The sequence below is a fragment of the Leifsonia sp. McL0627 genome (assembly GCF_058244615.1).
The window spans coordinates 461,096-483,731 of sequence record NZ_JBZCGM010000002.1; the positions used below are offsets into that span (position 1 = coordinate 461,096).

Below are 22,636 nucleotides of genomic sequence, written 5' to 3' on the forward strand. Positions count from 1 at the left end.
AGCCTGGATCAGCCCGAGGTGCGCACCGCCAGGTCGATGCAGAGGGCGGCCGACCAGCCGAACGAGGTCGTCGCCGTCCTGGCCTTCCCACCCGTGAGCGGGTTGAAGTACTCGTGCGGGCCTCCGGCGTGCTGGACGAGCCTCAGCGTCGCCTCCACCAGCTCGCGCGAGCGCTCGGCGTGACCGGACACGGCCAGCCCTTCGGCGAGGAGCGCGTTGATGTTGACCCAGACGGGGCCGCGCCACATCCGCTCGGCGGAGAAGTCCGCATCCCGGGCGGCGACCGTCGGCACTGCCCACGGCGTCGCGAATCGGTCCGGGTCGTCCAGCGCTTCGAGCATCCTGGCCACGATGCGGCCCGGAAGCCGACCGGTCAGCAGCGGGAGCAGGCTCACGGCCGTCTCCGCACGGAGCGGCACTCCGCCGCCGAACGACCGGAAGAACCCGGCGTCGTCGTCCCACATCCCCTCCAGCAGGGCGAGGGTGCGCTCGGCGCGGGCGGCATGGCGTTCGGCGCGCTCGGCGTCTCCGACCGATCGGGCACGGGATGCGAGGAGGTCGTCCTGCAGGATCAGGTACGCCGCGAGGTCGGGCGACGCCACGGGCAGCTCGCCGTCGAAGACGGGGCTGTCGTCCAGCCCGGACGAGTAGGGATGTCCGTATTCCGGCATCCCGTCGCCGTCGAGGTCGGAGTGCGCGAACCACCATTCCTGGCTGCGCGCGACCGTCTCCCAGGCGTCGTCGAACCACGCCGGGTCGTCGATCCGGCCTTCGAGCGCGCGGAGCGCCCAGGCGGCGAGCGGGGGCTTGGTCAACGGGATGGGCGCGGTCGGGTCGGCGATGGCCGAACCGGCACGGCGCAGGTTGTCGCGGTCGCCCGGCGGAAGGTCGTCGCTCGACGCCAGAACGCCCTCGTCGTGCACGACGTCGGGCAGCTGCCCGTCGGCGGTCGGGAAGCCGAACGCGAGGGCGAGCTGTTCGCGCGCCAGCTCCGGGTCGCCGTGCCGGAGGCCGGCGGCGATGAAGTACGCGTCCCACTGCCAGAGGCCGACGTAGCCGATCTTCGACGGCACGACGGCGCGCGCGTCCCCTCGCCCGGGAAGCGTGACGACGTTGGCGCCGAGCACCCACCAGCAGAATGCGGTGAGGTCGGCGAGGTCGGCGCGCACGGCAGGCGTGCGGGCGAACCAGTCGGCCCAGACGCGCGAGGTGCGGGCGAGGGCGTCGGTGTGGGAGCCGGCGTGGGAACCGCCCGCCGCAGCAGTGGATGCGCCGAGCGCGATCCGCAGGCCAGCGCCGTCACCGCCCGCGAACGACAGGCGGACGACTGTGTCGCCGCCGGGCGCCTCCCGGCCCAGCAGGTCGTCGGCGCCGGTCGCGTGCCAGGACGCCTCGGGGGCGGAGGGAAGGCCGGGCGCCCAGACACCGGACGCGGTGGGCGCGCCGGGCAGCACGAGCTCGACCGTCCAGCGCCCGACGCCGCCGCCTTCGCCGGCTCCGCCTTCGCCGGCTCCGCCGACGCTCAGCGTCTCCGGGCCGTCGAACGTCAACGTCACTCCCCCGTCGAACTCGATGCGCTCCGGGCGCACGTCGCGCAACTCGGCCACGCGTCCGTCCGCGCCGAACACGCGCAGTGCGCGCACGACGACGCAGTCGTCCAGCCGTCGCTCGTACTCCGCGAGGCGCACGGTCACGCCGCCGTCCGCCCGCTGCACCAGGATGCGCGAACCCGGCAGGGTGAACGGCGCGTTCTCGAGGTCGAGGAAGCGCGCGGCGCGGTCGGCCGCATCCCGTGCTGCCGCATCCCGTGCCGCATCCATTGCCGCCGCGTCCACTGCCGACTGTGCCTCCGCGCTCATCGGCCGCCCAGCCCGCTCGCCGCCATACTGTTCAGGATGCGGCGCTGACCGATCACGAACGCGATCAGCATCGGGATGGTCGCCACCGCCGACGCCGCCATGATCAGGCCGTAGTTGATCGACCCGAACTGCCCGCGGAAGCTCTGCAGCAGCAGCGGCACGGTGAAGAGGTCCTGGCTGTTGAGCAGCACGAGGGGCAGCAGGAAGTTGTTCCAGGTGCTGAGCGCCACGATGATCGCGAGCGCGCCGAGACCGGGGCGGAGGTTCGGGAGGACGATGCTCCAGAACGTCCGCCAGCGTCCGGCGCCGTCGACCAGCGCCGCCTCCTCCAGTTCTTTCGGCAGCGACAGCACGAACTGCCGCATCAGGAACACCGCGAACGGGTTCGCCAGCGCCGCCGGGATGATCAGCGACAGGTGCGAGTCCACCCAGCCGAGCTTCGCCATCAGGAAGTAGAACGGGATCAGCGTGACCTGCATCGGGATCATCTGGGTGGCCAGGAACACGACGAACAGCACGCGGCTGCCGCGGAACTTGATGCGCGCGAACGCGTAGCCGGCCATCGCGGCGGTGACGAGTGTGCCGATCACGACGAGCACGGCGATGTAGATGCTGTTGAAGTACGCCTGCGCGAACGGGGCGTCGTTCCACGCGTCGATGTAGTTCTGGAACGTGAACGGCGTCGGCAGGAAGCTCAGCGGATCGTTGAGCAGCTGCGGCAGCGTCTTGAACGAGGTGATGAGCATCCAGACGAACGGGAAGACCATCGCGAGGCCGCCGAGCGCGAGGACGACGTGCAGGGCGGTCGTGCGCACGCGGGCGCCCGCCCTTCCCTCGCGGCCGGCCTTGCCGGAGCCGGTCGGCTGCGCGCTGCCCGGCGCCGCAGGGGCGGACGCTGGCGGGGTGACGGTGGTGGTCATGCTGCACCATCCTCGTAGTGGACGAACTTCTTCTGCGCCGTGAACTGGATGCCCGTGATGACGAGCGTGATCAGCAGCAGGATGACCGACGCGGCACTGGCCGGACCGAACTGGAACTTGCCGAAGCCGAGATCGTAGATGTGGTAGACGATCGTGCGGGTGGCGTTGTCCGGGCCCGCGTTGGCCGTGAGGATGAACACGGTATCGAAGGTCTGCAGCGAGCTGATGAACGCGATGACCGACGAGAAGAACATGATCGGCGACAACAGCGGCAACCGGATGCGGAAGAACAGGGTGAGTGCACCGGCCCCGTCGATGCGGGCCGCCTCGATGACCGCCGGTGAGATGTTCTGCAGCCCGGCGAGGAAGATGATCACGTTGAGTCCGAGCGACGACCAGATCGACACGATGCAGACGGCGATGAGCGCCAGGTGCGGGTCGCCGAGCCAGTCCGGCGCAGGGACGTGGAACACGCTGGAGATGAACCCGCTGATCACGCCGTCTTTGCGGAACAGCTGCTGCCAGATCATCGCGACCGCCACCGACGAGGTGACGACAGGGGCGAAGAACAGGATCAGGTACAGCGTCTTGGTCTTGAGCTTCTCCAGCGCCACCGCGATCACCACGGCGAGGCCGAGGCCGATCGGCACCGTGATGACCGCGATCAGCAGGGTGTTGACGATCGCGCGGCCGAACAGCGGGTCGGCGAGCTGGTTGCGGAAGTTGTCGAAGCCCACCCAGCTGAGGTCGTTGAGACCGTCCCACTGGGCGAAGGCGAGCACCACGCTCGCCGCGAATGGGAGCACCACGAACAGTGCCATGCCGATCAGCTGGGGGCCGACGAACACGTAGCCCCAGCGCCGGTCGCGCCTCCGCCAGGCGGACTCCCCTCGGAGTCCGCCCGGCTCGGTGCCTGTGGGTTTCGCCGTCGCCGCCCGGTCGGCGGTGTCGGTCAGCGACCCTCGGATTGCACTCACGCGTAGATCCCTACTTACCCGTCTTGTCCTGGATCATCTTCGCGACATCATCGAGCGTCGCCTTCGTCGACGCCTTGCCCTCATAGAGCGCCAGCATCTTGTCGCTGATGTCACTGGAGAGGCCGGGGACGGCTGCCTCGGTCGCGTAGTCCTCGAAGCCGATGTCGCGCATGTCCAGGAGTGTCTGTGCGTGCTTCGGGTAGCCGTCGAGGACGACGGAGTCGGCGCCCTTGATCGACGGGACCGCGTTTCCGCCGCCCTTCAGGCGCTCGGTCTGACCGGCCGCCGAGAGGTAGTTGGTCCAGAACTCGAACGCGGCGTCCTTGTTCTTTGTCTTGGCGTTGATGGCCAGGTAGCTCACGGCCGTGCCGGTGGGAGCGGCCTTGCCGTCCGGGGTCGGCCAGGGTGCGACGTCGTAGTTCTCCGGGTCACCGGCCGACTTGATGGTGCCGATCGTGTAGCGGCCCTGGACGAAGAAGCCCGCCTTGTGGGTGACGAACACACTGTCGGCTCCTGCGCCCTGCGGGAGGGTGTCAGCGACGACGAAGGTGCCGTTCTGGAAGTTCTTGGCCAGCACATCCATTGCCTTGACGCTGGTCTGGTCGGTGTTCGCGACGAACTTGCCTGAGGCGTCGAACGCCTTGCCGCCCTGCGACGAGATCCAGCTGTAGTGGGTGGACCAGTAGTTCCAGAACATCGAGCCGGTGAGCCCGGCCTTCTTGAGCTTGTCGTTCATGTCGAGGTACGCCTCGGTGGTCCACTTGCCCTCGGAGGCGAGGGTGGCCGGGTCCTGGGTCACGCCGGCCGCCTTGAGCGCGACCTTGTCGTACCAGAGCGCATCCGGGTTGGAGTCGTTGGGGGCTGCGTAGATCTGGTCGCCCTTCTTGGTCGCCCCGAACAGGCCCTGCGCGAAGTCCTCCGGCTTGGTCTTGCTCGCGCTGGAGTTCATCAGCGTGGTGAGCGGGAGGAGCGCCTTGGAATTGACGAACTGGCCGATCTTGTCGTCGCCGATGTAGAACACATCCGGTGCTGTGCCGGATGCGAGCTGGGCGAGGAGCTTGGTGTGGTAGTCGCCGTAGTCGGCGACCGGTTGGAGCACGACCTTGATGTCGGGGTGCTCTTTCATGAACTGGGTGTCGAAGTCCTTGTACCGGGCGATCTCCTCCGGAGTTCCCCAGGTGGACCAGACGACCGTCTTGCTGCCCGATCCCCCCGATCCGGATCCTGAACATGCGGCCATGCTGAGTGCGATCGCCACAGCCGCCCCCACGGCCACCAGCCTTCTCATCTTCGAGTCGACGCGAGACATGCCTACCTCATTCCTTGAAGTGTCTCTTGCATTGGGGGCCACGGGTCGAGGCCACTCCTGATCTGTATTCTGTATACAGTAGGCAGCGGCGTTATGCAAGCATACGGAGGCGGATGAGCGGTTCGACTCTCACACGACGACCTGCATCGCCGCGGGCACGCACCACTGTAGGCTGGCGCCGCCACCGGCCGACGAAGGGGAAGACCGACCGTGATCACTGTGCACCTGCGCTACGAGATCGACGACGCCAAGCTGGCGGAGTTCACCGAGTACGGCCGCCGCTGGATCCGGTTGGTGGAGAAGCTGGGCGGCGTCCACCACGGATACTTCCTGCCGAGCGAAGGGGACAGCGACGAGGCGTTCGCGCTGTTCACGTTCCCGTCGCTGGCCGAGTACGAGCAGTACCGCACGGCTGCGGCGACGGACCCCGAGTGCATTGCAGCGTTCCAGTACGCGCGCGACACCGGGTGCATCCGCCGCTACGAGCGTCGCTTCCTCAGCCCCGTCTTCGAGTAAGGCGTCCGGCTTCGTTCGGGCTCAGCCGAGCCGCGCATCCAGCCAATCGAACATCCGCTGGTCCACCAGGGACCGCGCCAGCGGCTCGCAATGGAAGTTCGCGCCCTCGTCCGCGGTGAACGGCACCACGCTGGAGACGCCGGGGGTGAGCTCGGCGAGGCGGCGGGACTGCCCGGGCCAGAACTGCTCGTCCTCCGGATCGGTGATGAGCAACGGTGTCCTGATCGACGACGCGACGTTGTCGAGGCGGTAGTTGAGGACGGCCTTGATCGTGTCGAAATACCCTTCCTTCTGGTATGGCCGTGCCCGGAAGGACCAGGTGCGGGCGAGGTCGGGGGAGAACTTGAGCGCCAGCTCCATGTCGCGGTCGAACTTCTCCTTCTCCCCCTCGGCGAGCAGCTTCAGCATGCTCTTGGGAAGGTGCTCCGTCCACGATGTCGAGACATCGACGACGCCCGGGTCCACCACGGCGGCGGCGATGCGGTGCTCGAACGCGAGCGCCCGCGGCACCCAGTAACCGCCCTGGCTGATCCCGTAGATCGCGAGCTTGTCGCGGTCGACGTCGTCGCGGCCGAGCAGGTAGTCGACGACCGGCGTGATCACAGCCTCCCAGTCGTGACGGAACGGCACTCCGTGCTCGAACAGCATCGACTGCTGGCCCGGCCCGTCGAACATCAGGACGTTGTACCCGCGCTGCAGGGCGCCGGCGCCGCCGCTCGCCCACATCGTGCTGATGGCGCCGTCGCTCCCGTTGTTCATGATGAGCGTGCGCCCGGAGCCCGCTGTTCCCCACGGCCGGAAGAAGTAGCCGGGGAGGGTCGTGCCCTCATAGGGGATGTTCACCCGATGGATGGAGACCGGCGTGGTGTCGACGAAGCGATCCCAGGCGGCGCGGTGGGCGCGGAACGTGGGGACCAGCGCATCCGGTGATGGGAGGGACGCGACGGCGTTCAGCGCGGCACCGAGATAGGTGGACGCCCGCAGGTACGAGCGGGAGGCGCTGACGTCGTGCCCGGCGGCGGCCTGCTCGTCGCCCTCTGCCCGGATGCGGGAACCCAGCGCCGACCACGCCGCGAACCACGCCTGGTGGTCGTGCTCACCGACCGACTCGACGGCGGCGAGCACCTCACCGGTGTCTGCGGCACCCGAGAATGCGTGACCGAGCACGACGCGCAGGTCGAAGTCGAAATCCTGATTGTGGAAGAAACCGTCGGAGAACGGTCCGTGCGAATGGTGAAGATTCGAGCCGAGAGCCATGTCCGGCCTCCTTCGACGATGCGATCGTGACGGCTGACGCGGTGCTGATGATTCGGAGCCTAATCCTGTGGTGCGGTGTGTGTCACGGCCGTCCGGCATCGAGTGGTCCCGAATTGCCGTGCGGCCGCCGCGCGTGCGGCAATTCGGGACCACTCGATGCGGGCGGAAGTGGGCGGGCCCTATGCTGTGCGCATGAGCACGAAGAGCAAGCAGGGGCCCCACCGGGAAGAGACGCTCGACATCGGCGCTGGGGGCGGACGGGGGCACTGGGGCGCGTTCGCCGGGCTCATCGTCGCGGTGCTGATCGCGTATCCGCTGTCGGCGTGCATCGCGTTCGCCACGCATCCGGCGACGCAGAAGCTGTTCGGCGGGCGACTGGAGTCGGCGTCGCAGGCCGGATATCAGGCGTTCTGGTGGATCCTGGCGCTGATGTGCCTGGCGCTGCCGTTCCTGGTCGGGTTCGGGATCGCCAAGCTGTCGACCCGCTCGCTGGCGGTGATCGGCGCGATCGTCGCGCTGTTCCTCATCCTGGTGATCGTGCTCGGCCAGATGTTCGCGTTCTAGGACGAGGACGCGGACGCGGAACCGACGGCCTGCGACGCGGGCAGCCTCACCGTGACGCACGCTCCGCCGTCGATGCCGTCATTGGTCACGGCGACCGTGCCTCCGTGCCGGCCGACCACCTCGGCGACCAGCGCGAGCCCGAGCCCGTAGTGGCGGGCGACCTCCGCGGTGCCGTCGTCGGCTGCAGCACCGGATGCACGTGAGGACGCGAACCGTTCGAGCACGCGGCGGTCGGCACCGTCCGCGAAGCCCTGGCCGTCGTCGCTGACCCTCAGGACAACGGCGGCCTTGTCGCGGCGCGTGTCGACCACCACCCTGGATGCGGCGTGATCGACCGCGTTGTCGACCAGCGCGACCACCATCCTCCGCAGCGAAACCGGGGCGCCGGACACCGCGGCGGGTTCGGCGCCCGCACCATCCGCCACCTCGATCCGCACCCCGCGCTCGCCCGCGCGCGCCTCCGCCGCCCGCGCGACCGTGGCGGCCACGGCGGCGAGGTCCACGTGCTCCGACTCCGCCGCCTGGCGGGGGTCGGCCGCGATCAGCAGATCTTCGACGATCTCGGTCAGCGCTTTGCTGTCGTCGACGATCTCGTCGATGCCCGCCCTGACCTCCGGGTCGACGGCGGGGGACGCATCCCGTGCCCGGCGGCGCACCAGCTGCGCGCGCGTGCTCAGCAGGGTCAGCGGGGTGCGCAGCTCATGGCTCGCGTCCGCGACGAAGCGTCGCTGCAGGGCGAGCGCGTCGGCCAGCGGACGCATCGCGCGGCGGGCGATGAAGACGGCGATCAGCGCCGCGGCGACGGCCGCGACGATGCCGGAGATCACGAGCGCGGTGACGAGGCGGCGCAGTTCCTCCGCCTGCTCGCCGAGCCCGTAGGAGATCTGCACCACCTTGCCGCGACGCACGTCGGTGACGGTGAGGTAGTTCACACCTCCCGCCTGGATGGTCGCCGTCTCGGCCGGTCCACCGGCGGCGACGCGTGCAATGGCGGCTTTGTCCGGCAGCCCGTTCGGCATGTGCGGCGAACTGTCCATGCCGCCCGGCGAGCTGGTCACGCCCTGCGGCGAACTGTCCGCGCCCTGTTGCGAGGCGTCCGTGCCCTGCGGCGTGATCACCGTGACGAGCAGATTACGCGGGGCGTCGTGCACGGAGTCGACCATGGAGGCGTCGGCCATCGTCCGTTTCGCCGCCTCGGTCTGGCCGGCGGAGACGACCAGATAGACGACCAGTCCCAGCACCGCGAACAGCACCAGGATGACCGCTGCGAACTGCACAGCGAGCCTGGTCGCCGCCGAACGCGCCTCCTGGCGTTCCGGCGAGGTCACGAGGCTGCGCCCATCCGGTAGCCGAGGCCGCGCACCGTCTCGATGAGCCCGCGGCCGAACTTCTTGCGGAGGTGGTGCACGTACAGGTCGACGACGCCGGGATCGTCGGCGTCGGCGAAGACGCTCTCCAGGAGCACCGCCCGCGAGAACACCTGCGTTGGCCGCCTGGCCAACTGTTCCAGTAGTGCGGACTCCCGTTCGGAGAGGACGAGACGCTCGCCCTGATCTGTCTGCACGGTCCGGTTGCCGACGTCGAGCATCCCTCCGGGGAAGCGCACAGCGCCGGCAGTGGATGCGCCCCTGCGCCTCAGCACCCGCAGCCGGGCGAGCAGTTCGTCGATGTCGAACGGCTTCGCCAGGTAGTCTTCCGCCCCGCCGTCGAGCCCTTCGACGCGGTGAGCGGCGTTGCCGAGCGCGGAGAGGATGAGCACGGGGACGGTCGCTCCGCTCTCGCGGAGACGGCGGAGCACGTCGAGTCCGTCGAGCACCGGGAGACCGCGATCGAGGACGATCACGTCCACGTCCTCGGTCAGTCCGAGGTGGAGGGCGCGCTGGCCGTCCTTCGCCACGATCACGTCGTAGCCCTCCGAGCTGAGAAGTTCGGTGAGCATCCCTGCGAGGCGTGCGTCGTCCTCGGCCACAAGCACTCGGGGCGTCCCGTTCACTGTCGCAGTATAGGTGGCCGGTCCTGGCTCGCCGGCGGTCATGCCAGCGGTTGCGCGAAGTCGAGGACACCGGAGGCGAGCAGTTTGCCGCTCTCGGTGACGGCGAGAACGCCGCGGGCGCCGCGCAGGACGGCCCAGTCGATGCCTGGGCGCCCGAGCGCGAAGACGGCGGTCGCTAGGATGTCGGCGGTCGTGAGGTCGTCGGCGACGACCGTGGCGCTGAGCAGGCCGACCGCCGGGGTCTCCGTGCGGCCGTCGACGATGTGGGCGCCGCGCTCGTACGCCCCGGAGGTCGCGACGGCGGCGTTGGTCAGCGAGAGGACGGCCAGCATCGCGGCCGGGTCGGCCGGGGTGCGGATGCCGACGTTCCACGGCAGGTCGCCGTCGGGACCGTCGCCTACCGTCACATCCCCGCCCGCGTTGAGGCAGAAGCGGCGCACGCCCTGTGCACGCAGCGCGTCTGCCGCACCGGCAGCGGCCCAGCCCTTCACGACGCCGTCCAGGTCGAGCGTCCCCTCCGGCCGATGGATGCGGAACGCCCCGCCCGAGGCGCGTTCCGCCTCCTCGCCCAGCGCGATCACGGCCAGCAGCTCGTCGCTGAACGCCGCCGGTGCGAGCTCCCCGCGGTTGGCAGCGCTCACTTCGCTGTCCGGCCGGTACACGCTGAACCGCGCGTCCGCCTCCCGCAGCACCTCGAAGGCGCGACGAGCAGCGTCGGCAGGGTCGACCGCATCCCGGATCGCCTCGTCCCGGATGTCGATCGACATCGGGATGCCCATCACCGTCTCGACGAACCTCACAGCTGGTCGATCGCCGATTGCAGCGACTGCATGTAGCCCTCGGAGGTGTACGTCGCCCCGGAGACCGTGTCGATCTTCGCCGACTGGGACGAGAGCGCCTCCTGCGTGAGCATCGGGATGGCCTGCTGGTTGATCTCGACGCTGCGTCCATCCTGGTTCGGCGTCTGCAGGGCCGTGATGGCCGTGATCTTCGAGCCGGAGAACGTGACCTGCAACTGGACCGGGCCGTACCGGGTGTCGACGGTGCTCCCCGTGACGACCTTGGTCGCGGAGGCGGCCGCGGTCGACGGGGTGGAGGTCGCAGACGGGGAGGGCGTGGCGGACGGGCTGGTGGAGGGTGTGGACGAAGAGGACCCCGTGGACGTCGAGCTCGTCGTCCCCGTGCTGGTCGTCCCGACGACCGACGCGGTCGTCGCCGCGCCCTGGTCGCCGATCCCGTACAGTTTCAGCCCGATCGTTCCGCCCATCACCACGACGATGACCGTGAACAGGATGGTTCCGCGCCATTTCTTCTGTCTCATGACATGCTCAGTTCTTCTCGGTGGATGAAACGGGCGGGCATCCCGAGCTCGCGGAGGGTCTCCTCCGCTCGGTCGGCCATGCCGGGCGGCCCGCAGATGAACGCCTCCCAGTCGCGCAGCGCCGGGATGAAGTTCTGCATCGGCGCGACGTCGAGCGGGTCGTAGCCGAGCTCGCTGCGTCGTCCGGGAGCAGGGACGACGGTGACGCCGCGCATCGCCTGCAGCTCCGGCAGCAACGCCAGGTGGGCGGGAGAATGTGCGCGGTAGAGCACGACGGGCTGCGCTCCGCGGTCGACGAGCTCTTCGGCGAGCGCCCGGATCGGGCCGATGCCCGCGCCGCCCGCGATCAGCAGGATGCGCGCCCTGCTCGCCCTGTCGGCGGTGAAGTGCCCGAACGGCCCTTCCGCGAACACGAGGGTGCCCTTCTTGAGTCCGGCGAGCCTGGTCGAGTGGTCGCCGAGCGCCCCGACCGTGATCCGCAGGTAGCCGTCGGACGGCAGCCGCGACACCGAGTACGGGTGCGCCGTGAGTAGGTGCCCCCAGGCGAGGAAGCGGAAGCTCAGGAAGTTGCCTCCACGCACGCCCAGCTCGTCCATCCTGGGCCCGGAGAGCCAGACGCTGGACATGCCCTCGGACTCCGGGACGACGGCGGCGACGCGCATCCGGTGCCGCCACGCATCCATCGTCGGGAGCACGAACCGCCAGGTGAGCACGGCTGCGGCCGTCCCGAGGTACAGCGCGATCCAGAGGACGCGATTGACCGGCTGACCGACGAAGTGAGCTCCGCCGCTGAGCTGGTGGAAGAAGGTGAGGAAGATCGCGACGTAGGTCGTGACGTGCAGCCAGTACCAGACCTCGTAGGACAGCTTCGAGCGGATCAACCGCGCGCTGCTCAGCCCGACGACGAGGAACGCGATGGTGCCGATGAGCGCGGTGAGCATGTCCGGGTAGTTCTGCAGCATCGCGATGAACTCGTTCCAGGGCAACGCCTTGTCGATCAGTTCGCCGCCGACGACCATGAACACCACGTGCGTGACGATGAGGAAGACCACGGAGGCGCCGAGCGAGCGGTGCCAGGACACCAGCCGGTCAAGACCGACGGCCCGCTCGAACCACGGCACCCTGGCGATCAGCAGCACCTGGGCGCAGACGAGGTAGCCGCCGAGCATCCCGCTCAGCTCGCCGACGGTGGTGGCGACGCTGGCCGGCGTGGTGGTGAACCCGGTGGGCACGGTGGCCCACCACATCCAGAGCACCCCGACGAGTCCCGCCGCGAGGACGAGGCGCACGGTCCTCGACCGGCGCGTCCTGGCGGTGTGGCCGGCCGCCCGCGCGGCCCGTCGCGGTGTCGCGATCGCTGTCATGGTCTGATCTCCATGTATCAACGATCGCTCGCCATTCTTGCTGGTTTCTTAGTTCTCCTGGGGAGGGGCTGAGGCATTCCTATGGGTTTCCCCTGCGAGCACGAGACCGCGGGGACGACGCTTGCCGCTGCTGATCGCCACGACCACGATGATCGCCGCCAACAGCACCAGGCTCACCTGCGCGGTGCCGAGTCCGAGCCCGTGGCGCGCGTGCGACACCGCCAGCCAGTCCGAGATGGATGCGCCGAACGGCCTGGTCAGCACGTACGACATCCAGAACGCCGCCGTGGCGCCCAGCCCCCACCAGCGGTATGCAGCACCCGGCAGCGCGAAGAGCACCAGGAAGAGCAGCCCGGACGCCAGGTAGCCGAGCCCGAACGTGACCGCGGTGAGGTCGCCGACCGCCGTGCCGAGCGCGAACGTCGTCATCACGGCCGCCCAGTAGAAGAACTCGCGCGGACGGGTGTTGATCGTGTGTACGGAGAGGGTGTGCTGCGTCCGGTGCCAGAGAACGAACACCCCGGCCAGGATCACCAGGAACGCGGAGGTCGACACCAGGTACGGCACACCGAACTGCACGTGGATTACGTCGGCGACCATCGTGCCGAACACCGCGACCATGAGCACGGCGAACCAGTAGATCCACGAGATGTAGCGGCGGGCGCGGAACTGGAGCACGAGAGCCACGGCCAGGACGATGGCGGCTCCCGCGACGGCCACCGGCGGGTCGATCTGGTGCACGAGGAAGTCGGAGGTGGTCTCCCCCATCGCCGTGGTCAGCACTTTGGCCACCCAGAACAGGGCGGTCACTTCGGGGACTTTGTTGCGCAGCACTGGGACACTCTTGCAGGGCGTCTCCCAGAAAGCCCTAAGCCATGAGCACGGAGCCGTGAGCACGGTGCCGTGTGCTGTCGAACCGCGCTGTGCGGTCTTCCCGTTCCGAGCAGTATGGTGAGCGATCATGGAGCGTGAACGGCAACGACTGCTGCTGGTGGAGGACGACCAGCGCCTCGGCCCGCTGATCGAGCAGGTGCTCGCGGAGACCTACGATGTCACGCGGGTGTCGGACGGCGACGACGGCTTGCGCGTCGGCTTGGAGGGCACGTTCGACGTGATGGTCGTCGACCGCAGGCTGCCCGGGATGGACGGGGTGACCATCGTGGAGACGCTCCGTGCCAGGAGGGTCGTCACGCCCATCCTGATGCTGACGGCGCTCGGCAGCCTCTCCGACCGGGTGAACGGGCTGGACGCCGGCGCGAACGACTACCTGGTGAAGCCGTTCGAGTTCGACGAGCTGCTCGCCCGCCTCCGCGCCATCACCCGCACGTTCACGGGCGAAGGGCCTGTGCTCCCGGTCGGCGAATGGCAGTTCTACCCGGAGAGCCGCTGCATCTACTCGCCGTACGACGGCCGCATCCAGCTGACCGTGCGGGAGAGCGCGCTGCTGCGCCTTCTGGCGAAGAACCCGCTGCGCACGTTCACCCGCCGCCAGATCCTCGACGAGGTGTTCGAGAGCGACGAGCAGCCCGGCACCGTGGACACCTACGTGCACTACGTACGCCGCAAGACCGACAAAGACCTCATCACCACCGTGCGCGGCGAGGGATACCGGTTGGGCAAGCCGTGAGACACCGCCCGGAACCCGACGTGGATGCGACGGAGGTCCGCCGCGCCTCCAGGGTGGTCGGTCTGCAGATCACCATCGCGTCCGGCGCGCTCGTCGTCGCGGCGATCGGGCTGGCGTTCTTCTTCGTCCTCGATCAGCTGCGTCCGTCGGAGCTGCAGGAGAAGCCGCGGCCGGGTGAGCACAAGATCTACATCGACACCACCGAGGCGATGATCGCGTTCGTCGTGATCGGCGTCCTCGCCGTCGCGGTCGCCGGGGCGGCGAGCCTGATCATCACCCGTCGCGCCGTCCAGCCGCTCGGCCGGGCGCTGAAGATTCAGCGGGCGTTCGTGCAGGACGCGAGTCACGAGCTGCGCACCCCGCTGGCCGTCCTGGACGCCCGGCTGCAGATCCTGCAGCGCACGTTGCCGCCAGACGATCCGTCGTCGTCGGTCGTCGCGGAGCTCCGCACGGACACCCGCGCCCTGATCGACATCGTGAACGACCTGCTGCTCGCCGCCGAGCCGATCCAGGATGCGTCGCATCAGACGACCCAGGTGGTGCCGGCCGTCAGCAGGGCCGTCGATGCCATGCGCGTGCTCGCCGAGCCGCGCGGCATCCGGGTGCAGGTGGATGCCCAGACGGACCCGGATATTCTCGTGGCCGTCCCCGCGGCGAGTCTGCAGCGCTGCGTCACCGCGCTGGTGGACAACGCACTCGCGCACTCGCCGGACGACACCACCATCACCGTTACCGTGCTGGTGCAGGCGCGCACGATGACCCTGACGGTGGCCGACCAGGGGCAGGGCATCCAGGGTATCGACCCGCGCCGGATCTTCGACAGGTTCGCGCGGGCGCCGCGTCCGGCCGGTGCCGACGACGGCGGCCGGCCGGGGTTCGGGATCGGCCTTGCACTGGTCCGCGACGTGGCCGCCCGCTACGGCGGAAGTGTCGACGTCGCCGAGACGGGCGCGGACGGGACGGCGCTCCGGCTGACGCTGCCCGTGCAGGACGGGCCGCGTATCCACGTCAGTGCGTGAGGGATGCGACCGCCTCCCTCACCTCCTCCTCGACCAGGTCGGCGTTGATCGCCGCGCCGGCCGTCGACCCTGCCGCGGCCGACAGCGGCACGGTCGCGCCCGGGCTGACTACGTTGCCCGCCGCCCACAGTCCCCGCACGCTCGTCCGTCCGGTGACGTCGACCGTCACCCAGCGGCCGTCGCCGAACGCCTCGGCCGTGTCGGCGCCGAGAGCGAGCGCGATGCCGTCGTTCGGGAGGGGCACGGGCGCGGCGAAGATCGCGTCGATGTCGAGCGCTGTTCCGTCGACCAGCTCCACCGTCCGGATGCTCGCGGTGTCGCCGGTCACGCGCGCCACGTCGCGCTCCTCCACCGCGATGCCCCGCGCTTCGAGCCCCGCGCGCGCCTCGGCGGACAGCGGGCTCCCGTTCGTCAGATACGTCACCGTCTCGCTGAGCTGACGCACGAGCTGGGCGACGTGCACGCTCCGTTCACCGCGGGCGAGGATGGCGATGCGCCGGTCGCGGACCTCCCAGCCGTCGCAGTACGGACAGTGGGCGACGCCGCTGCCCCAGCGTTCCGCGAGCCCGGGGATGGGCGGCAGTTCGTCGAGCAGCCCGGTGGCGAGCAGCAATCGTCTGGCGTTCAGGCGCTCTCCGGTCGTCAGAGTGATGACGAACCCGCCGGTCTCGCTCCTGGTCGCCTCGGCGACATCGGCGGTGCGCACGACGCCGCCGTAGTGCTCGACCTCGCTGCGGCCGGTCGCCACCAGGTCGAGCGGCGACCAGCCGTCACGGCCGATCACGCCGTGCATGTGCGCGGCGACCGCGTTGCGCTGACGCCCGCCGTCGAGCACGAGCACCCTGCGCCGTGACCGTGCGAGCATGAGCGCCGCACTCAGCCCCGCTGCTCCGCCGCCGACGACCACCGCATCCCAGTTCGTGTCCATGCCTTTACTGTGGGAGTAGCCTGCCGAAGTCGCAAACCTGTTTGCCGAAACCGCAACGGCCGACCGGACCGGACGACCGACCAGCCGGAGGAGGACGAATGACCGACGACCTGGACGCCGTGCTCGACGGCGTCGCCCCGCGCCTGCGCGCCCTCCGCCTGCGCAAAGGCCTGACCCTCGCCGAGCTCGCCGACGAGACCGGCATCTCCACCAGCACGCTCTCGCGCCTCGAATCCGGGCTCAGGCGCCCGACCCTCGACCTGCTGATCCGGCTCGCCGCCGCCTACCGCGCCAGCCTCGACGACCTCGTCGGCGCCCCGCAGATCGCCGACCCCCGCATCCACCCCAAGCCGTTCTACCGGGGAGGGAAGGCGATCATCCCGCTCACGAGGCACAACCCGGATGTGCGCGCGTTCAAGATGGTGCTCCCCGGCCACGATCCGGATGCGCCGGTCGAGCAGCGCACACACGAAGGCTTCGACTGGATCTACGTCCTCAGCGGCCGGGTGCGGCTCGTCCTCGCCGGTGAGGAGATCCTGCTCGAACCGGGAGAGGCCGCCGAGTTCGACACCCGCACCCCGCACGGTCAGGTCAGCGCGTCGCTCGAACCTGCGGAAATCCTGAGTTTGCTCAGCGTGCAGGGAGAGCGCGTTCACTTGCGCGCGCCAGGCGGCGAGGGGGTGTGAGCCTCCCGGCAGGGTCGTTCGAAGACGTTAAGGTTCTCGACGCTCTCCGTTGTCTTGGAGGTTTCTGGGATAAAACATACTGAACTGGTCGCGAACCGTTCGCCCACGCGAGGGGAGGTCGCCCTATGTCCGTCATCGAAACGAGCCGTGCTCCGGCGCCCGTCCGCGCCCTCACCGACGCGCGCTGGTTCGTCGCCACCCTGGCCGGCCTTCTGGCGACCCTGATCTCGGCGGCCGGTTCGTGGATTCCGTCCCTCTGGGGCGACGAAGCCGCGAGCGTGATGTCGGCGCAGCGGTCACTCCCCTCCCTGGCGCACATGCTCGGGCACGTCGACGCCGTGCACGGCACGTACTACCTGGGACTGCACGCCTGGATCAGCGTCTTCGGGACATCCCCGTTCTCGCTGCGGTTCCCCAGCGCTGTCGCAGTCGGGCTCACGACGGCGGCCGTCGTCGTCCTCGTCTGGCGGCTCGACGGCCGCCGGATGGCACTCCTGGCCGGTGCCGTGTGCATGACCCTGCCCCGCGTGACCTACATGGGCGAGGAGGCGCGCTCGTTCGCGTTCAGCGCCGCGGCGGTCGCGTGGCTGACCGTACTGCTCGTCGAGATCCTGCGCAGGCGCGAGGTCGGCACGGCCTGGTGGATCGCCTACGGCGCTCTGCTCGCGGTCGGCACATACGTGTTCCTCTACGTCGCCCTGTTCGCCATTGTGCACGCCATCATCCTCGCGACCGTCCGCACCAGCCGAGCGACGCTCATCGGCTGGGGCATCGCCGTCGCAGGAGCGGCGATCGCCGCCGTGCCGCTCGGCATCGTCGGGCTCCTCGAGAGCCACCAGATCGCTTATCTGGCAACTACCGGGCAAACGTCGTTCGAGACGATGTTCAGTTCCCTCTGGTTCGACTCGTGGTGGGTGGCCGGCCTGTGCTGGGCGCTCATCCTGGCCGCGGTCGGCATCCCGTGGTGGCGGCGCAGGCAGGCACGCGTCCGCGACACCTGGATGGTGACGCGGACCACGCCGACGCTGATCATGGTGGCGATGGCTTGGCTGATCGTGCCGACCGTGATCCTCGTCTCCGCCCAGGCCGTGATCCCCAGCTTCACCGGCCGCTACGTCTCGTTCTGCGCCCCGGCCGCCGCCATCCTCGTCGCCTGCGGCATCCGCTCGCTGTTCACGGTGCGGGCCTGGGCCGGGATCGCCGCCGGCGCCGTGCTGGTGGCGCTAATCACACCGGTGTACCTGAGCCAGCGCACGCCGTACGCGAAGAACAACAGCGACTGGGCCGAAGTGAGCGCCGCGATCGGCGCCCACGCGAAGGCCGGAGACGGAGTGATCTTCGACCAGTCCGTGCGGCCGTCGCGCCGTCCACGGCTCGCGATGCACACCTACCCTGCCGGATTCGCCGGCCTGGTAGACGTGACGCTCAAAGTGCCGTATCAGAAGAACTACACGTGGTACGACAGCGTCTACACCGTCGAGCAGGCCGACGCACGCGGTCGTCTGGCCGGGATCGAGCGCGTCTGGCTCGTCGAATACGCGGGCACGCCGTCGAAACCGGACGACTGGGGGCTGTTGCCATTGGAGAACGAAGGGTTCGTGCAGACCGGGGTGCGCGTGGCGACGCATCAGGCGCTGATCATCGAACTGGAACGGTGAGCCGCCCCTCGACCGTCGCACGGTAGCTTTGTAGACCGGTCAACGAACAGGGGGATGCAGATGCGCGCGGTGATCCTGGGCGGCACGGGCGCCATCGGTGGTGCGACGGCGGACGCGCTCGCACGACACGGCTGGACGGTCGATGTCACCGGCCGCGACGCGGCGGCGATGCCGCGCGAGCTGTCCGGCGCCGGGGTGCTGTTTCACGCCCTGCCTCGAGACGATGTGCCGCGCATCCGGCAGCTGGTCGGCGACGACACCGACCTGCTCGTCGACCTGGTGGCCTACTCGGCACCGGATGTGCGAAGCCTGCTGCCGGTCATGGCGACCGCCGGGCACACCGTCGTCATCTCGACCAGGGCGGTCTATGTGGATGCGGACGGTCACCACATCAACGGCGATGAGCCACCACGATTCCCGGTGCCGCTGCACGAAGACAACCCGACACTTCCCCCGGCGTCCGACGACGTCGACCCGCACACGCGCGAAGGGTACGCGCCGTCGAAGGTCGCCGTGGAACTCGCGGCGCTCGACAGCGGACTCCCCGTCACACTGATCCGGCCGTCGAAAGTGCACGGCCGCTGGGCGCGCAACGCCAGGACGCGCGGCTTCGTCGAGCGCATGGTCCGGGGCGACGAGCGCATCGAACTGGCCGACCTCGGCCGGTCGGTCGACCACCTGACCGCCGCCGCGAACACCGCCGCGCTGATCCGCACGGTCGCGACGCTGCCGGGGCGCCGCATCCTGAACAGTGCCGATCCGGACACCCCGACGGCCGAGCAGATCGTGCACGCGATCGGCGCGCACGTCGGCTGGGACGGCACGATCGACCTCACCGACGAGCCAGGCGACCACGAGCGCGGACACCACCCGTGGCGGTCCGCCAACCCGATCGTGCTCGACACCACCGCATCCACTGCCCTCGGATACGCGCCGGTCGGCGACAGCCTCGAACTGCTGATGGACGAAGTGGACTGGGTGCGTCTGGTTGGATGAGGCCATGGCGCCGCCGCTCACACCCCCGCAGCTCAGCGATCCCCCGTTCACCTCGCCGCCGAAGCTGCGCGCGGGAGACAGGGTCGCCGTGCTCTCGCCGTCGTTCGCCGCACCGGGGTTCGCCCCGGACGTGCACGAGCAGGCGATGCGGCGGCTCAGGGAGGCGACGGGTCTCGTGCCCGTCGAATACCCGACCACCCGCCTCCTGGGTGCGACGCCGGAGGCGCGGGCGGCCGACCTCGACGCGGCGTTCGCCGACCCCGCCATCGGCGCGATCCTTGCGACGATCGGCGGCGACGACCAGATCACGGTCGTGCCTCACCTCGACCCGTCGCTGGTGACCGCGAATCCCACGATCTTCCTCGGATACAGCGACAATACGAACATCCTGAACTGGCTGTGGGGCCACGGGATCACGGCGTACTACGGCGGCTCCACCCAGGTGCAACTCGGCGCGGGCCCCGCCATCGACGATATCCACCTGGCGGCGCTCCGTGCCGCGCTCCTCGACGGTGGACGGATCGCGTTGACCGACCCGGGCGTCTCGGAAGATTTCGGGATCGACTGGCTGTCTCCGCTCGCGCTGACCAGCTCCGGCGAGCGCGAAGCGACCGAGCCGTGGCGGTGGGCAGGACCGGAGCGCCGCGTGTCCGGCCGCACGTGGGGCGGGTGCATCGAGGTGGTCGATCAGCTCGCCGTCGCCGACCGGCTGCCGCGCGTCGACGACCTCCACGGGTGCATCCTCCTGCTCGAGTCGAGCGAGGAGGTGCCGCCTGCGGTCGTGGTCCGCCGCTGGGTGCGCGCTCTCGGCGAGCGCGGAGTGCTCTCGGCTGTCGCGGGCGTCCTGCTCGCCCGGCCTGCGTCGAGCACGCAGCTGCTCATCCCGTCCGCGGCGGAACGTCAGGCGTACCGGACGGAGCAGAGCGACACCGTGATCGAGGAGGTCGCCCGCTGCAACCCGGATGCTGTGGTGTGCACGGGCGTGCCGTTCGGCCACACGCGTCCGCAGTGGATCCTGCCGTACGGCGGGGTGGTCGAGCTGGACGGCGCGGCGAAGACGATCGTGGCGGACTACTCGTGACAGGCGTCGAGCCATCCGGAGCGGCGACGGCATTGGCAGCAGGGTGGCGCGCACGGTGCGGAATGTTCCTCCCGCTGCCCGGCTCTGTCCGACCGTCCGCCGCTACGCTAGCCGCTATGAGCATCACCGGTGAACGGATTATGGCCGCCACAGCTGGCGTGATTGGTGCTGTGGTCGCCGTCGTGGTGGCACTCTCTGGTTGGCCCGGCAGTGTCGGTTGGGGGCTCGTGGTGCTCGGTTTCGGGATGTGTGCCGGACTCATGGTCGATGCTTCCCGCCGTGCGAGGCGGCTCGATCGAGCCGCCTCGCAGGAGTTGCACGGGACCACTTCGGATCCCTCAGAAACCGATAAATAACTCCTCAAGCACATCGACGAGATCGTCTGCCACGCGATGTGACCGGAGTATGCGCTCACTTGCGCGCACGCGATTCCCAGGTCGAGGAGGGCGGGCTACCGGTAGATCTCCCGGCGATCACCGACCTGAAGTACCAGGACCACGAGACGGTCGTCGCACGGCTGCCGGAGCGAACTCCAACTGAGAGCTCACGCCAGCCCGAGCTCCGCCTTGACCTCATCCCACGGAACCGGCAACTCGCTCGTCTCTTCCGGCTCATCCCGTGCCGCCTGAGCTGCTTCCGCGTCGTCGAGATCCTCGACCCGCTCGATCAGGCGGTCGAATTCGTCGGCGTCCACCAGCACAGCGACGCGGCGAATTGATCAAACCGTCCTATTTGCTCGCGGTGCCACCGCATCGAGCCGCAGTCACCTCCGCAGGCCCTCATACAGTGCGCGCGCCGCCGCACCGAGCGCGGCCTCCGCCGCCGGCTGCACAGACGCAGGAACACTCGACGCGCTCAACGCGACGATCGCGTAGCGCGAACCGTCGGCGTGTTCGAGCACGCCGGCCTCGTGGCGCAGGTTCAGGATCGTGCCGGTCTTCGACGCCCAGCGAGCGTCGTCCGAAGCCAGGTCCGGCGCGAGGCGGTGCCGGATCGCGTTGCCGAGCAGGTGCTCTCGCAGCCGCGCGGAGACGGCTGCGGGAATGCCCTGCTCCCGCCAGACGGCTTCGAGCAGGTCCGCGAAGCCGCGCGCGGTGACCGTGTTGGTGCGCGCGACGTCGAGCTGGCGCACCGGATGCCCGTGGGCGGGAGTGCTGCCGCGGATCGCGAGGGTGTGGGCGAGGTGCGCCTCGCCGGGCTCGAACCGTTCGAGCGGGGTGTCGGACAGCTCGGCGAACGGATGCCGCACCGCGATGCCGCGGAGACCGAGCGCATCCAGATCGGCCATCACCTCGGCGGGCGGCACGATGGCGAGCAGGGCATCGGCAGCGCCGTTGTCGCTGATCGTGAGCGCGAGCGAGACCAGATCGTCGACGGCGATGGTGGACGGGTGGCGGAACCGGCCGGTGCCCGGCGTGCCCTCGGCCGGATCCCCGGGTGGAACGGTGACCGGCAGCCCGCCGTCGAGCCTGCCGTCTGCGACACGGAGGAGTACGGACAGCGCGATCGGCACCTTGGCGAGCGACGCCGCCGGGGTCTGGACGTCGCCGTCGAGGGCGACCTCACGCCCGGAGTCGATGTCCCGGACGACGATGGATGCGCGCAACCCAGCGCTTTCGAGCCCGGCGCGGACGTCCGCTAGCAGCCGCTGGTCAGGCATCGACCGGCCCCCAGCGCCGCCGCGAGTTCGTCCGTGACGGCCGCCCGCACCGCATCCACGTCGTGGTCGCTGTCCCCGGCGAGCGCGAACCCACGCGCGATGGCGAGCCCGACAAACGGGCGCCAGTGCAGACCGAGGTCGTCCGCCTCCGCCCTGGTGCACAGGAGCAGGTCGCCGTCGGCGATGACCGCGGCGAGCGCGGCCGTGGTGGACGCATCCACCGGCAGCTGCCCCGGCAGGAGCCCGGCAGCGTACCCGGCCCTGGTGACGAGGTCGCGCAGGTGGGGCAGGTCGTCCTCCGGGCCGATCCGGATGCGCGTCCCGGCGTCGGCGTCGCGGATCCGGCCGCCCCTGCTCACCCGCAGCGCATCCAGTCGGAGCGGCCGGTCGGACGGACGACGCCCTGCCGCGCCGAGCCCCGCCACCCAGGTCGCCCCGTCCACGGGGACGGCGAGGACGGCGACGCGCACGCCCAGCGTGGTCGCCAGCTCGGCGCGACGCACCGGAGGCTCTGCTCTGAACTCGAGGCGGAGGCCGGCTGCGCGCCCCGCCGCGTCGGCGACGGCGAGGTCGCGCGTCGAGCATCCCACCGGCACCGCGACCGTCACCGGCCGCAGCCGCGCGCGCTCCGCGTCGAGTTCGACCTCGTCGGCGAGCCGAAGCAGCCGGCGTGCAGACGGCAGGAGGTCGCGCGCGAACCCGGTGAGCACCGCTCGCCTGGCGCTCCGTTCGAGGAGCGGGGCGCCGAAATGCCGTTCGAGCGCCAGGATGCGACGGCTCGCGACCGACTGGGCAACATCCAGTGCCGCCGCCGCGCGCGTCACCGTGCCGCGCTCGTCGATCTCGACGAGCACCCGGAAGGCGGCGATCAGATCCATCCTGGCAGCCTAGACCCATGCGT

24 protein-coding genes are annotated in these 22,636 nt (G+C 69.8%); 9 read left to right on the top strand and 15 right to left on the bottom strand.

Annotation, left to right across the window (positions count from 1 at the left end; genetic code table 11):
- Window positions 1-8 precede the first annotated feature (8 nt).
- Genes AC37TH_RS02645 through AC37TH_RS02660 form a run of 4 tightly spaced genes read right to left on the bottom strand, consistent with a single transcriptional unit; the run spans window position 9 to window position 5,065 of the window.
- Window positions 9-1,859, bottom strand: a complete 1,851-nt coding sequence (locus tag AC37TH_RS02645) for an amylo-alpha-1,6-glucosidase (protein ID WP_490762803.1) — start codon at window positions 1,857-1,859, stop codon at window positions 9-11.
- On the bottom strand, window positions 1,856-2,779 hold the full coding sequence (locus tag AC37TH_RS02650) for a carbohydrate ABC transporter permease (RefSeq protein WP_490762804.1): 924 nt from the start codon (window positions 2,777-2,779) through the stop codon (window positions 1,856-1,858). Before AC37TH_RS02650 ends, AC37TH_RS02645 begins: the two co-directional genes overlap by 4 nt.
- Window positions 2,776-3,756, bottom strand: a complete 981-nt coding sequence (locus AC37TH_RS02655; RefSeq protein WP_490762805.1) for a carbohydrate ABC transporter permease — start codon at window positions 3,754-3,756, stop codon at window positions 2,776-2,778. The genes AC37TH_RS02650 and AC37TH_RS02655 overlap by 4 nt, the downstream gene beginning before the upstream one ends.
- 10 nt (window positions 3,757-3,766) lie before the next feature.
- Window positions 3,767-5,065, bottom strand: a complete 1,299-nt coding sequence (locus tag AC37TH_RS02660) for an ABC transporter substrate-binding protein (RefSeq protein ID WP_490762806.1) — start codon at window positions 5,063-5,065, stop codon at window positions 3,767-3,769.
- A gap of 210 nt (window positions 5,066-5,275) precedes the next feature.
- On the opposite strand from AC37TH_RS02660, the gene AC37TH_RS02665 reads away from it, so the two are divergent.
- Window positions 5,276-5,581: an NIPSNAP family protein gene (locus tag AC37TH_RS02665; RefSeq protein ID WP_490762807.1), complete on the top strand. Its 306-nt coding sequence runs from the start codon at window positions 5,276-5,278 to the stop codon at window positions 5,579-5,581.
- Between the two features lie 21 nt (window positions 5,582-5,602).
- On the opposite strand, the gene AC37TH_RS02670 is transcribed toward AC37TH_RS02665, so the two are convergent.
- A complete protein-coding gene (locus AC37TH_RS02670; protein WP_490762808.1) occupies window positions 5,603-6,838 on the bottom strand; it encodes an alpha/beta hydrolase family protein in 1,236 nt (411 codons plus the stop codon).
- A gap of 192 nt (window positions 6,839-7,030) precedes the next feature.
- Between AC37TH_RS02670 and AC37TH_RS02675 the strand changes: the two genes are divergently transcribed.
- Entirely contained in the window at window positions 7,031-7,402 is a 372-nt protein-coding gene (locus AC37TH_RS02675; protein ID WP_490762809.1) for a hypothetical protein, read from the top strand.
- On the opposite strand, the gene AC37TH_RS02680 is transcribed toward AC37TH_RS02675, so the two are convergent.
- From AC37TH_RS02680 to AC37TH_RS02705, 6 genes are read right to left on the bottom strand one after another with little or no spacing between them, the layout of a single operon-like run.
- Window positions 7,399-8,730, bottom strand: coding sequence for a sensor histidine kinase (locus tag AC37TH_RS02680; RefSeq protein WP_490762810.1), 1,332 nt, complete (start codon window positions 8,728-8,730; stop codon window positions 7,399-7,401). The two genes, AC37TH_RS02675 and AC37TH_RS02680, sit on opposite strands and share 4 nt — an antisense overlap.
- Window positions 8,727-9,395, bottom strand: a complete 669-nt coding sequence (locus AC37TH_RS02685; RefSeq protein ID WP_490762811.1) for a response regulator transcription factor — start codon at window positions 9,393-9,395, stop codon at window positions 8,727-8,729. Before AC37TH_RS02685 ends, AC37TH_RS02680 begins: the two co-directional genes overlap by 4 nt.
- Window positions 9,396-9,433: 38 nt before the next feature.
- Window positions 9,434-10,195: an FAD:protein FMN transferase gene (locus tag AC37TH_RS02690; RefSeq protein WP_490762812.1), complete on the bottom strand. Its 762-nt coding sequence runs from the start codon at window positions 10,193-10,195 to the stop codon at window positions 9,434-9,436.
- Window positions 10,192-10,716 (bottom strand): FMN-binding protein, encoded by a 525-nt coding sequence (locus AC37TH_RS02695; protein WP_490762813.1) that lies wholly within the window; start codon window positions 10,714-10,716, stop codon window positions 10,192-10,194. The genes AC37TH_RS02690 and AC37TH_RS02695 overlap by 4 nt, the downstream gene beginning before the upstream one ends.
- Window positions 10,713-12,080 carry a ferredoxin reductase family protein gene (locus tag AC37TH_RS02700; RefSeq protein ID WP_490762814.1) on the bottom strand — a complete coding sequence of 456 codons (1,368 nt, stop codon included), beginning with the start codon at window positions 12,078-12,080 and terminating at the stop codon, window positions 10,713-10,715. The genes AC37TH_RS02695 and AC37TH_RS02700 overlap by 4 nt, the downstream gene beginning before the upstream one ends.
- Window positions 12,081-12,128: 48 nt before the next feature.
- A complete protein-coding gene (locus AC37TH_RS02705) occupies window positions 12,129-12,914 on the bottom strand; it encodes a COG4705 family protein (protein WP_490762815.1) in 786 nt (261 codons plus the stop codon).
- 127 nt (window positions 12,915-13,041) lie between these two features.
- On the opposite strand from AC37TH_RS02705, the gene AC37TH_RS02710 reads away from it, so the two are divergent.
- Window positions 13,042-13,707, top strand: coding sequence for a response regulator transcription factor (locus AC37TH_RS02710; protein WP_490762816.1), 666 nt, complete (start codon window positions 13,042-13,044; stop codon window positions 13,705-13,707).
- Complete coding sequence (locus AC37TH_RS02715) at window positions 13,704-14,726, top strand: sensor histidine kinase (RefSeq protein WP_490762817.1); 1,023 nt, start codon at window positions 13,704-13,706, stop codon at window positions 14,724-14,726. Before AC37TH_RS02710 ends, AC37TH_RS02715 begins: the two co-directional genes overlap by 4 nt.
- Here the strand turns inward: AC37TH_RS02715 and AC37TH_RS02720 are convergent.
- The gene (locus tag AC37TH_RS02720) at window positions 14,716-15,654 is read right to left on the bottom strand and encodes an NAD(P)/FAD-dependent oxidoreductase (protein ID WP_490762818.1); all 939 of its coding nucleotides are present in this window, start codon (window positions 15,652-15,654) and stop codon (window positions 14,716-14,718) included. The two genes, AC37TH_RS02715 and AC37TH_RS02720, sit on opposite strands and share 11 nt — an antisense overlap.
- 98 nt (window positions 15,655-15,752) lie before the next feature.
- Here AC37TH_RS02720 and AC37TH_RS02725 point away from each other — a divergent pair, with 98 nt between their 5' ends.
- From AC37TH_RS02725 to AC37TH_RS02745, 5 genes are all read left to right on the top strand, one after another.
- Window positions 15,753-16,340 carry a helix-turn-helix domain-containing protein gene (locus AC37TH_RS02725; protein WP_490762819.1) on the top strand — a complete coding sequence of 196 codons (588 nt, stop codon included), beginning with the start codon at window positions 15,753-15,755 and terminating at the stop codon, window positions 16,338-16,340.
- 125 nt (window positions 16,341-16,465) lie between these two features.
- On the top strand, window positions 16,466-17,998 hold the full coding sequence (locus AC37TH_RS02730) for a glycosyltransferase family 39 protein (RefSeq protein ID WP_490762820.1): 1,533 nt from the start codon (window positions 16,466-16,468) through the stop codon (window positions 17,996-17,998).
- A 60-nt stretch (window positions 17,999-18,058) separates the two neighbouring features.
- Entirely contained in the window at window positions 18,059-18,994 is a 936-nt protein-coding gene (locus AC37TH_RS02735; protein WP_490762821.1) for an NAD-dependent epimerase/dehydratase family protein, read from the top strand.
- A gap of 4 nt (window positions 18,995-18,998) precedes the next feature.
- Window positions 18,999-20,075 carry an LD-carboxypeptidase gene (locus AC37TH_RS02740; RefSeq protein WP_490762822.1) on the top strand — a complete coding sequence of 359 codons (1,077 nt, stop codon included), beginning with the start codon at window positions 18,999-19,001 and terminating at the stop codon, window positions 20,073-20,075.
- A gap of 116 nt (window positions 20,076-20,191) precedes the next feature.
- The gene (locus tag AC37TH_RS02745) at window positions 20,192-20,431 is read left to right on the top strand and encodes a hypothetical protein (protein ID WP_490762823.1); all 240 of its coding nucleotides are present in this window, start codon (window positions 20,192-20,194) and stop codon (window positions 20,429-20,431) included.
- Window positions 20,432-20,619: 188 nt separating this feature from the next.
- On the opposite strand, the gene AC37TH_RS02750 is transcribed toward AC37TH_RS02745, so the two are convergent.
- From AC37TH_RS02750 to AC37TH_RS02760, 3 genes are all read right to left on the bottom strand, one after another.
- Complete coding sequence (locus AC37TH_RS02750) at window positions 20,620-20,769, bottom strand: type II toxin-antitoxin system Phd/YefM family antitoxin (protein WP_490762824.1); 150 nt, start codon at window positions 20,767-20,769, stop codon at window positions 20,620-20,622.
- Window positions 20,770-20,838: 69 nt separating this feature from the next.
- Entirely contained in the window at window positions 20,839-21,735 is an 897-nt protein-coding gene (locus tag AC37TH_RS02755; RefSeq protein ID WP_490762825.1) for a serine hydrolase, read from the bottom strand.
- Window positions 21,714-22,613 carry a LysR family transcriptional regulator gene (locus AC37TH_RS02760; RefSeq protein ID WP_490762826.1) on the bottom strand — a complete coding sequence of 300 codons (900 nt, stop codon included), beginning with the start codon at window positions 22,611-22,613 and terminating at the stop codon, window positions 21,714-21,716. Before AC37TH_RS02760 ends, AC37TH_RS02755 begins: the two co-directional genes overlap by 22 nt.
- Window positions 22,614-22,636: the final 23 nt, after the last annotated feature.